The following is a 9,153-nucleotide window of genomic DNA, read 5'->3' as shown; positions in this document are numbered from 1 at the left end:
TTGTCAATTTGACGTTTTTTGCTGTCTTAAACGCTTTGTAAGCGCGTTTCGGCTTATATAGGTAAAAACCCAGAATTTTTAAAGACATGCGATGCACGTAGTGCGAAAAATTAAACATGAGACGCCAAACACCCTAAGTTTTTTGTCATTAACCTGCACAGATTGCGAAGATAAATAAACAGCTTCACTTCCATGATAAGGGGGCTGACGGAGTTTGTCAAGGAAGTTTTTTCGTTTCTATGAGCTACTTGGATGACGAGAAAGGAGCACTTACATATTTATGGCAACCTCATTACCTACGCTCAAAAAGTTTTTCAATATCACTGAGTTTCATTTCTATATAAGTTGGTCTTCCGTGGTTGCATTGCCCGGAATATGGGGTTTTTTCCATTTGTCTAAGCAGCACATTCATTTCTTCTAATCTCATTTTTCTACCCGCTCTAATTGATCCATAACAAGCGATAGTGGCCAATATTTTGTTCACTTTATCTTCTACTGGCAATGTATCTTCTATTTCCGTTAATCTATCAATTATGTTAATTAGCATCTCTTTCACATCTATTGCTCCCAAAATTGCAGGGATTTCTTTTACTATCACTTTATTTTCTGGTTTGATCTCAACATCAAAACCCATTTCAAATAACTTATCTTTATAGACTTCAATCATCTCCATTCCGGCTTGATTTTTGATTTCAACCGTTTCAGGAAGAAGTAGTTTTTGTCTTTTTACACTTGATTTTTGTTTTAAGCATTCATATACTAGCCTTTCGTGGGCTGCATGCTGGTCGACTATAATCAATTTGTCTCTTACCTCGGCAATAATGTAAGTATTATAGACCTGACAGCGTGTAAACCCGAGCGGGTGGCTCTCTATCAAATCAACTTGCTCTAACACCTTTTTTTCTAGAACCATAGCCTCCGCTTGTGCTGGGAATTTCTGTATGCCGCTATAATCAAACGATTTTGACTGTTCTGATAAGCCTTTTGCTTTTTCATTTGGAGAAGCAAATTCTTTTATTAGTTGATTTTCAAAAGGACTTGGCCTTCTTTCATTTTGAACATTAGGTTTATCAAAAGGATCTGGCAATGTTGAATCCATTTTCTGATCATGCGCTGGAAAGGTGCCTATCCTTCTTGACAATGCTTTAATTAATCCTCTTGTCATTATCTCATATATGAGCTTCTTATTCTGAAACCTTACTTCTGACTTATTTGGATGCACGTTTACATCTACTTGATCATAAGGTATCTCTAAATGTAACGCTGCAAAAGGATACCTATCGCTTGGAATAAAATCATGATATGCATACCTAACTGCGCCAATAAGTAAATTATCTTTAATTGGCCTTCCATTAACAAACGTATAGATCTGAGTGGACTTACCACGATTGACGTTCGGCTTACAGATGTGTCCCGTAAGTTTAATGTCGTCTTCTTCTTCATTGACCTCCAAAGAATTGCCCTGAAATTCTTCTTCTACTTCACACAATCTATGAAATAACGAAGTCTGCTTAGCGTATTTTAAGAGCTTTTTATTACCTGAAGTGAGAGTAAACCCTATATGATAGTTAATCATTGCTAGGTTGTTTACAATATCAACAATGCTTTGAGTTTCTGCTCTTTCGGTTTTTAGAAATTTTAGTCTATTTGGGGTAGCGAAAAACAAATCTCGTACTTCAATATGTGTCCCTTGTGATAAAGAGTAAGGAGTTTGCTCCCCTATTTTCTCTCCACCCTCATAACTTATAGACCATGCTTCACTTGCTTCTCTTGGCTTAGACGATAATTTTATCCTACTTACTGCTGCGATTGAAGGCAGAGCTTCTCCTCTAAAGCCAAGATGCTTGATTTCTATCAACTCATTGTCGCTCAATTTTGAAGTAGCATGGCGCATAAACGCAAGTTCTAAATCGTTTTTTTCTACTCCGTTACCATCATCTGTCACAATAATAAGGTTACGCCCACCACTTTCTATTTTAATCTCTATTTCTAAACTTCCAGCATCTATCGCATTTTCCACTAATTCCTTTACTACACTTGCTGGCCTTTCTATCACCTCTCCCGCTGCTATACGGTTTATGGTTTTTGTGTCTAAAAGAATTATTGCCATAGATTTATTATGAAACTGGTTTTTCTTTTACTTCTTTGGTCTGTTTCTCTCTCCACTTTTTTAACCTACCTGCAATTTCACTGTTGGAAATTGACAATATAGATACGGCAGTAATGGCAGCATTATATGCTCCATTTTCTCCTATAGACATGGTTGCAACTGGAACACCCTTTGGCATTTGAACTATAGAGAGTAGACTGTCCAGCCCATTTAATTGTTTACTATGCACAGGAACACCGATAACTGGTAAACAAGTTAGTGACGCAACCATACCAGGTAAATGAGCTGCACCTCCTGCACCAGCTATAATAACCTTAAAACCTTCTTCTTGTGCAGATTTAGCAAAATTGAAGAGCCTTTCTGGCGTTCTATGTGCAGATATTATGAATATGTCATGTGAAGCTTCTAATGCTTTTAACATATCAACGGTATGGACCATAGTGGTGTAATCTGACTCACTTCCCATAATAACAGCAATATCTTTTTTTATTTTTGTCATATTCAACACAATTTTACTTACTAACTAAATAATGTTCCAGCTAAAAAGCAACAAATATTTAAATTATATTATAAATATAATATATAGAATTCTCGTTAAAATAGAAATTTTAAAAATTTAAATAAATATTTATATTAAGATATAGAGATATAAACTTCTTATGTAAGATAAATTTATAAAATAATTATTTTTGTATTTCAAGCTTTGTAATCTTAGCTTGTTCTTTCTATAAATGGTTTTTTCAGATAGACTGATGGTAAAATGGTAATTTAAAATTACTAGAAATTTGATAAAAATATTAATATATAATCAACTTAAAGTTTTAAATATTGATATCATATAGTTATTGACAAGTTACATGATATTAATATCTTGGTATATTAAATATTATGTTATAATATTTAATAAAGTTAATTGATATGTGAGTGTAAGAATTATGGAAATAATATCGTTAAATAACTTAGACAGTGCAGGAATAAAAACAAAGTTGCTTTATATAATAAATAAAATTATAGAAAAAAATGCTTGGACTCAGGCTTTTGCAGCTGAGAAACTTGGTGTTGATCAGCCAAAGGTATCGCAAATTAAAAATGGTAAAATAGATGGTTTTTCTTTAGAGCGATTGTTAGGATTTCTAAAAAAACTTGATCATGAGATAACAATCACGATGACAGAAAGCCAAGAAATAAAATCTGAGGCAGAAAAAGTAAAACATGAAGTTGAATCGCAATAGATACAAAGTTGACAACTTGTTTTTTGTGATATAGTATAAAACTTATTAAGGTAGTATCTTATGGCTGAGTCTATTGTAGAAAAGTGTATAGAACGGGTAAGTAACCGTTTCAAATTGGTTCTGTTGGCAAGTCAAAGAACACATGATTTAAATACAGGGGCAAGTAATCCAATTCAAGCAGCTAAGTTTAAAGGTCATAAAAATACCATAGTTTCCTTACATGAAATAGCAGGAAAACAGGTGGATACTCATGAGCTGTTTAGCCTTTTGGTAGGTAGATGCAAGGAATACATGAAAGGAAATATGAATAATGTTTACAGCAGTAATACAAGTAAGCTAGCGAATTTATTAAATTTTTCTGATAACACAGATCTTGATGCAAGTCAAGAAAGCCAAGATTATGAAGTGGATGGTGAAATAGATGATGAAATAAATGATCAAGATGGCGATGAAGAAGTATCCGTTTAGAAATCTACTAAAGTTACATAGTCTTTAAATGATTTGCATTGCTATCTATACACTGTTGTTCTCTATGAGTGTAATGTTGTGTTGCATAGTGTCTAAGTCAAATGATGTGTACAATAAGGTTTTAGCGTTCAATAATTTCTCAACGCAAGTAGTTGTACTTATAACAGCAATATCAATCATTCTGAATAATTTTTTTTTAATTGATATAGCATTGTTGTATGCTAGCGTTAGCTTTATATCAACTATAGCACTAATGAGATTAATGTTGTTTTGATAATTTATGATAGGATCCATTTTCATATTTTTAGGTATTTGTTTGATAATTATTTCAAATATAGGGGTGATAAGATTTCCTGATTTCTATACTAGGTTAAATGCAGCAGGTATTACAGATTCTAGCGGTGCAACGTTATTGTTAATTGGTTTTGCTTTGCAGAATGGATTTTCAATCAATACTGTTAAAATAGTATTATTAATTTTTATAATATGGGTAGCTAACTCAACTAATAGCTATATTTTAGCGCGCACTCATTATAAAGTTAAGAAAAAAACTGTTAAAGAAGGCTAAGGTGTTAGAAATATTAAATGTAGTGTTACTTTTGTTGTTACTAACAGTTACGGTTTTTATAGTTTTCTCGCGACATTTAGTCGTAAGTGCTGTTCTAATGTGTGTATTTAGTTCACTGATTGCGCTTATATACTTAATTATGAATGCACCTGATGTTGCAATTACTGAAGCTTCTGTTGGTGCGGGGCTCAGTACAGTTTTTACGTTTGCAGCACTCTCCTTGATAAAGAATCATAAAGTAAATCTATCTCATAACCCTATAACGCTTTTTTTTATGTTATTCCTGGCTGTATGTTTGTCATATTTTATGATTCAATTGCCAGATTTTGGCAGCCACAATGCTCCGATCCACTTGCATGTTGCTCCTTATTATGTGGAAAATACCGAAAAAGCTACCGGTATTCCTAATATAGTGACAGCTATTTTGGCAAGCTTTCGTGGTTATGACACGTTTGGAGAAACTATAGTAGTTTTTACTTCTGCGCTTTGTATAACGTTGATATTAAAAGAAGAAAAAGAAAATGATTAAAGATCCGATATTAAATGCAGTAACATTTTTGATGATACCTTTTATCATTTTATTTGGTTTATACATACAATTTCACGGTGATTACACTCCGGGTGGAGGTTTTCAAGCAGGAATAATTATTGCCTCCGGGATAATATTATATTCAATGCTATTTGGTGTATCTACAACTCTAAAAGCAATACCTTATTCTGTGATTAGATTGACTAACGTGTTAGGTATTTTAATTTATGGAGGAACGGGCGTTGCAACAACTTTACTTGGCCAAAATTTTTTATCTTATGATATCTTGTTAACCAATAATAGAACCGGTCAAAAATTAGGTATTTTTTTGGTGGAATTAGGTGTAGCATTTACTGTCTGCTCCTCTATGTTAATTATATATATAAATTTTGCTCGTAGGAAAAAACAATGACTTTATATAATTATACGATTATTATTGTATTAATGGTGCTAGGTTTATGTATTATTATAAACGATAAAAATTTAATCAAGAAAATGATAGGGGTAAGCGTCTTCCAAGCATCTGTTTTGTTATTTTACATATCTCTAGGATATATAAAAAGTTCCTTGCCTCCTATATTGGTTTCAAATTTTTATTCATATAGCAATCCTATACCCCATGTTTTAATGCTTACTGCTATAGTGGTTGGAATTGCAACATTTTCAGTTGGATTATCCATAGCAGTAAAAGTGGAAGAAAAGTATGGAACAATCGATTAAGACAAGTGTACATAAATTAACAGTATCTTAAACTATATGAAGTAACAAATAGCCACAAGTTAAAAGTAAAATTATAGACTTGCTCGTTGTAAGTTTGTTTGTTAATAAGAAATAAAATTATAAACTATAAAGGTAATGATGTCAACTATTAATGATGCAGAAGATAAGAAAAAAATTATCAAAGATCTGGTAACTAAGAGTATAAAAAAGGGTGGTTTTATCACCTTTGATGATATAAATGATAAATTATCAGATGAAAATTTTTCGTCTGACTTTATAGATGATGCTATATCTTTATTGCAGGATTCCGGAATTAATGTGCTTGAAAGTAGCGAAGATGAAGAAGATATTCCTTCCAACAGTGATGATAGTAAACTTGATGATGATGACACATCGCAAAATGTTACTGCAACTTTAGTACAAAATGATGATCCAGTGAGGATTTATTTACAAGACATGAGCTCCGTAAAGCTTTTATCAAGGGCAGATGAAATCGAGATAGCAAAAAAAATTGAATCTGAAAAGCATAACATGTTACGTGCAATAATTGAAACATCAGTAACATTAAAGGTGATAAAAGTATGGCGTGATGATTTAAGTAATGGAGCTCTCTTACTGAGAGAAATTATAGATCTGGATGCAATTTATAACTCTGATTTTAATGTGGTACCCAAAGAAGAAAGTGAAGAGAGTGAAGAAAGTGCTGAAGATGTTGAGGATTCTGAGGATGTTTCTGAAGATGCTGAGTACTGTAGTGATGATGAGAAAGATAGTAAAAAAAGTGATGATGAGAAAGACGGTAATAATGAAGATATAAGTTCAGTCAATTTAAATGTTTCTATTCTTGAAATGGAAAGTGACTTATTGCCAAAGGTCATAGTTGCATTGGATGAGATAATTACTTTAACAAATGAAGCGTTGATATTAAGAAAAAATTCTAAAAATTTCTCTAATGAGCTAGAAAATTTGTATAATCAAATATGGTCTATAGCATTACAAATTAAGTTAAGTGATGCTGCTGTTGCCAGAATTACACAAGAACTTTATAAGATAAATAGATCCATTACGCTTGAAGAGGCTAATCTTATTGCTGAGGCTAGAAAATACGATATCGATAGAGAAAATTTCTATAAAGTTTATGATGACGTGCTTTTAAAGCACGAATTGAAAAAGATAAGTCTTTTAAAGATCAATGAAAATCAGTCCTCTTTTACAGGTGAATTAAAAAACAAATTTTTAAGGTTTATAGACAATAACTCTGAACATATAGCTAGTACCTTGAACGGTATTAAGCAGCATATACAGGAAGATAACGTACAAGAATTTAAGGAGCTAATCAAGAGAATACAAAAACACGAACGAGAAGTCTCTGAAGCAAAGCAAGAAATGATTAAGGCTAACTTAAGGCTAGTAGTTTCCATTGCTAAGAAGTATTCAAAAAGAGGCCTTGATCTGCTTGATTTGATACAAGAAGGCAATATTGGTCTTATGAAGGCCGTGGATAAGTTTGATTACAAACGTGGATATAAATTTTCAACTTATGGCACTTGGTGGGTAAGACAATCAATCACTAGAGCAATACCTGAGCAGTCTAAAGTAGTTAGAATACCAGTTCATATGGTGGAAATTATCAGTAAAATCAACAGAGCATTAAGAAAGATGACTCATGAGATGGGAAGAGAGCCGACGTTAGAGGAATTGAGTGTAGAACTGACAATGCCACTGGAAAGAATACGCAAAGTTATGAAAATAGCAAGGGATCCAGTAAGTCTTGAAGCTCCAACAGGAAAAGATGATAGTAGTACCTTTGGTGATTGTATAGAAGACAAGCGAGTCTCCAGGCCAGAGGATGCTGCAATACTTGCTGACTTGCGTGGCATTACAACCAATGTTCTTGCAACTTTAACACCAAAGGAAGAAAGAATTTTAAGAATGCGTTTTGGCCTTGGTAAAGATGGGAAGGAACATACCTTAGAAGAAGTAGGAAAAATTTTTAATGTAACACGTGAGAGAATTAGGCAAATAGAGGCAAAAGCACTGCGCAAGTTGAAACATCCAAGCCGTGCTAGAAAACTTAGAGGGTTCTTTTAAGTATACGTGTCAAGTTAAGAAGAAGCTGATTTTGCCCGGAAAAAGTGGAGAGCAAGTTAGGCCAAAGTTGTATAATTTCACCGCTATTTTTCTTTTTCTATGAATCTAATGAAACAACATGCTAATCTACGGTAAATATTATGACAAACAAAAATGACAATTCTAATTCAAAGTATAGAAATTTTTATGTTCTGGGTGATAGCTTATCCGATAATGGCGCAATCATTGGAATTTTAAATAATTTATCCTTTGCAAAAAGCGTAAAATTTGATGATCCTTTTTATCAAGGAAGATCTTTCAGCAATGGCCCTACTGCTGTTGAATATATAGCAAAATATTTAGATTTAGATGAATTTAAACCTGGGTGGAGTTATTCATTTTTTGGGAGATGCCACGAACAGCAAGGTCAGAATTACGCAGTTTCATATGCAACAGCATCTGAAATTTTTGACCCTATTTTTTCTTATTTCTTCAATAAATTTCGTTTAGCTAACCAGCTAGATGCGGTAATTAAACATCATCCAGATATAGGTAAAGAAGATTTATTTTGCATCATAATCGGCGGAAATGATGTTATGGTTGCCACTGCTTATGACGATACTAAAGCGGAAGAAGTGTTGGAACAAGCAGTGAGTGAAATATGTAATGCACTTAAGGTTCTAAATGAACATGGTGTTAAGCATGTAGTTGTTGCAAATGCACCTGAAGTTGGCTCAATACCAGCTTTTAATAGAGATGAAGAAGCAAGGGAACTAGCTACAAAGCTCACGGAGAGTTTCAATGCAAAACTGGCTAAAGGCTTAGATTATATGAAGAAAAGTACAAATCTTGAAATAAAAGCATTTGATCTTAACTCTAAAATGAGAAGTATGTTTAGCGAATACAAGAGCAAAGGTTTAAATTGTCAAGATGCATGCACATCGAACATTGCAGACCAAGTTGGGAGATTTAAAGAAAATATAAAAATACTCTTAAAGTTGATATTTAAAGGGGAACTTGACGTTCACTATAACCCTGGGTGTAGCAAAGAAACACTAAAGGATTATTTCTTTTTTGATTATTTCCATCCAACTGCGGAACTTCATCATGAAGTTGGTAATGAAGTGTATGAGTTGATTTGACACAGTTTTTTGAACATATCCTTTTAAATAGTAACCAGACTGCATTCTGTGATTTTTAGCAAAACACGATCTTTCATTTGAGCTTTCTTCAATTTAAAATAAATACAGAAAATTGCTGCCTATAGCTAAACTGACTTAGATTTACCGATAATTTGAAAAACCGTCATCCCGCTACTATATAGTTATTGATATATATTTTCTTTTAAGCTCTTGGTTTTGATCGATAAATGTAATCATTTCATCTTCTATAGCTCTTTTTACAATAATCCGAACAGATCATAATATGCTACTGCTCTACCATAGCCATAAGCACA

At 33.0% G+C, this 9,153-nt stretch carries 11 protein-coding genes; 9 read left to right on the top strand and 2 right to left on the bottom strand.

Features of this window, described 5'->3' with window-relative positions:
- Window positions 1–292 precede the first annotated feature (292 nt).
- Both mutL and purE read right to left on the bottom strand, forming a co-directional pair.
- Window positions 293–2,110: a DNA mismatch repair endonuclease MutL gene (mutL, locus tag OZD68_RS04355; RefSeq protein ID WP_182309870.1), complete on the bottom strand. Its 1,818-nt coding sequence runs from the start codon at window positions 2,108–2,110 to the stop codon at window positions 293–295.
- A gap of 7 nt (window positions 2,111–2,117) precedes the next feature.
- Window positions 2,118–2,609, bottom strand: coding sequence for a 5-(carboxyamino)imidazole ribonucleotide mutase (gene purE, locus OZD68_RS04350; RefSeq protein ID WP_174515715.1), 492 nt, complete (start codon window positions 2,607–2,609; stop codon window positions 2,118–2,120).
- Window positions 2,610–3,045: 436 nt separating this feature from the next.
- Between purE and OZD68_RS04345 the strand changes: the two genes are divergently transcribed.
- From OZD68_RS04345 to OZD68_RS04305, 9 genes are all read left to right on the top strand, one after another.
- The gene (locus OZD68_RS04345) at window positions 3,046–3,342 is read left to right on the top strand and encodes a helix-turn-helix domain-containing protein (protein WP_182309869.1); all 297 of its coding nucleotides are present in this window, start codon (window positions 3,046–3,048) and stop codon (window positions 3,340–3,342) included.
- 60 nt (window positions 3,343–3,402) lie between these two features.
- Complete coding sequence (gene rpoZ / locus OZD68_RS04340; protein ID WP_007548528.1) at window positions 3,403–3,810, top strand: DNA-directed RNA polymerase subunit omega; 408 nt, start codon at window positions 3,403–3,405, stop codon at window positions 3,808–3,810.
- Window positions 3,811–3,838: 28 nt separating this feature from the next.
- Window positions 3,839–4,084: a monovalent cation/H+ antiporter complex subunit F gene (locus OZD68_RS04335; RefSeq protein WP_182309868.1), complete on the top strand. Its 246-nt coding sequence runs from the start codon at window positions 3,839–3,841 to the stop codon at window positions 4,082–4,084.
- A 6-nt stretch (window positions 4,085–4,090) separates the two neighbouring features.
- Window positions 4,091–4,378, top strand: coding sequence for a monovalent cation/H(+) antiporter subunit G (mnhG, locus tag OZD68_RS04330; RefSeq protein ID WP_155969497.1), 288 nt, complete (start codon window positions 4,091–4,093; stop codon window positions 4,376–4,378).
- Window position 4,379: 1 nt separating this feature from the next.
- Window positions 4,380–4,907, top strand: coding sequence for a DUF4040 domain-containing protein (locus tag OZD68_RS04325; RefSeq protein ID WP_182309867.1), 528 nt, complete (start codon window positions 4,380–4,382; stop codon window positions 4,905–4,907).
- Complete coding sequence (locus OZD68_RS04320; RefSeq protein WP_006279705.1) at window positions 4,900–5,319, top strand: Na(+)/H(+) antiporter subunit B; 420 nt, start codon at window positions 4,900–4,902, stop codon at window positions 5,317–5,319. Before OZD68_RS04325 ends, OZD68_RS04320 begins: the two co-directional genes overlap by 8 nt.
- Window positions 5,316–5,627, top strand: a complete 312-nt coding sequence (locus OZD68_RS04315; protein WP_182309866.1) for a cation:proton antiporter subunit C — start codon at window positions 5,316–5,318, stop codon at window positions 5,625–5,627. The genes OZD68_RS04320 and OZD68_RS04315 overlap by 4 nt, the downstream gene beginning before the upstream one ends.
- Window positions 5,628–5,765: 138 nt before the next feature.
- Window positions 5,766–7,718 carry an RNA polymerase sigma factor RpoD gene (rpoD, locus tag OZD68_RS04310; protein WP_182309865.1) on the top strand — a complete coding sequence of 651 codons (1,953 nt, stop codon included), beginning with the start codon at window positions 5,766–5,768 and terminating at the stop codon, window positions 7,716–7,718.
- A gap of 140 nt (window positions 7,719–7,858) precedes the next feature.
- A complete protein-coding gene (locus tag OZD68_RS04305) occupies window positions 7,859–8,839 on the top strand; it encodes an SGNH/GDSL hydrolase family protein (RefSeq protein ID WP_010082050.1) in 981 nt (326 codons plus the stop codon).
- Window positions 8,840–9,153 lie beyond the last annotated feature (314 nt).

Source organism: Wolbachia endosymbiont of Drosophila bicornuta (genome assembly GCF_028982105.1).
In the GTDB taxonomy this organism is placed as follows: Bacteria; Pseudomonadota; Alphaproteobacteria; order Rickettsiales; family Anaplasmataceae; genus Wolbachia; species Wolbachia pipientis.
Note: the sequence above shows the minus strand (reverse complement) of the source record. Positions and strands in the feature narration are given on the sequence as shown.

Coding starts and splice junctions, on each gene's coding strand:
- mutL (WP_182309870.1), bottom strand. CDS start 2,110: ATGGCAATAATTCTTTTAGACACAAAAACCATAAACCGTATAGCAGCG.
- purE (WP_174515715.1), bottom strand. CDS start 2,609: ATGACAAAAATAAAAAAAGATATTGCTGTTATTATGGGAAGTGAGTCA.
- OZD68_RS04345 (WP_182309869.1), top strand. CDS start 3,046: ATGGAAATAATATCGTTAAATAACTTAGACAGTGCAGGAATAAAAACA.
- rpoZ (WP_007548528.1), top strand. CDS start 3,403: ATGGCTGAGTCTATTGTAGAAAAGTGTATAGAACGGGTAAGTAACCGT.
- OZD68_RS04335 (WP_182309868.1), top strand. CDS start 3,839: ATGATTTGCATTGCTATCTATACACTGTTGTTCTCTATGAGTGTAATG.
- mnhG (WP_155969497.1), top strand. CDS start 4,091: ATGATAGGATCCATTTTCATATTTTTAGGTATTTGTTTGATAATTATT.
- OZD68_RS04320 (WP_006279705.1), top strand. CDS start 4,900: ATGATTAAAGATCCGATATTAAATGCAGTAACATTTTTGATGATACCT.
- OZD68_RS04315 (WP_182309866.1), top strand. CDS start 5,316: ATGACTTTATATAATTATACGATTATTATTGTATTAATGGTGCTAGGT.
- rpoD (WP_182309865.1), top strand. CDS start 5,766: ATGTCAACTATTAATGATGCAGAAGATAAGAAAAAAATTATCAAAGAT.
- OZD68_RS04305 (WP_010082050.1), top strand. CDS start 7,859: ATGACAAACAAAAATGACAATTCTAATTCAAAGTATAGAAATTTTTAT.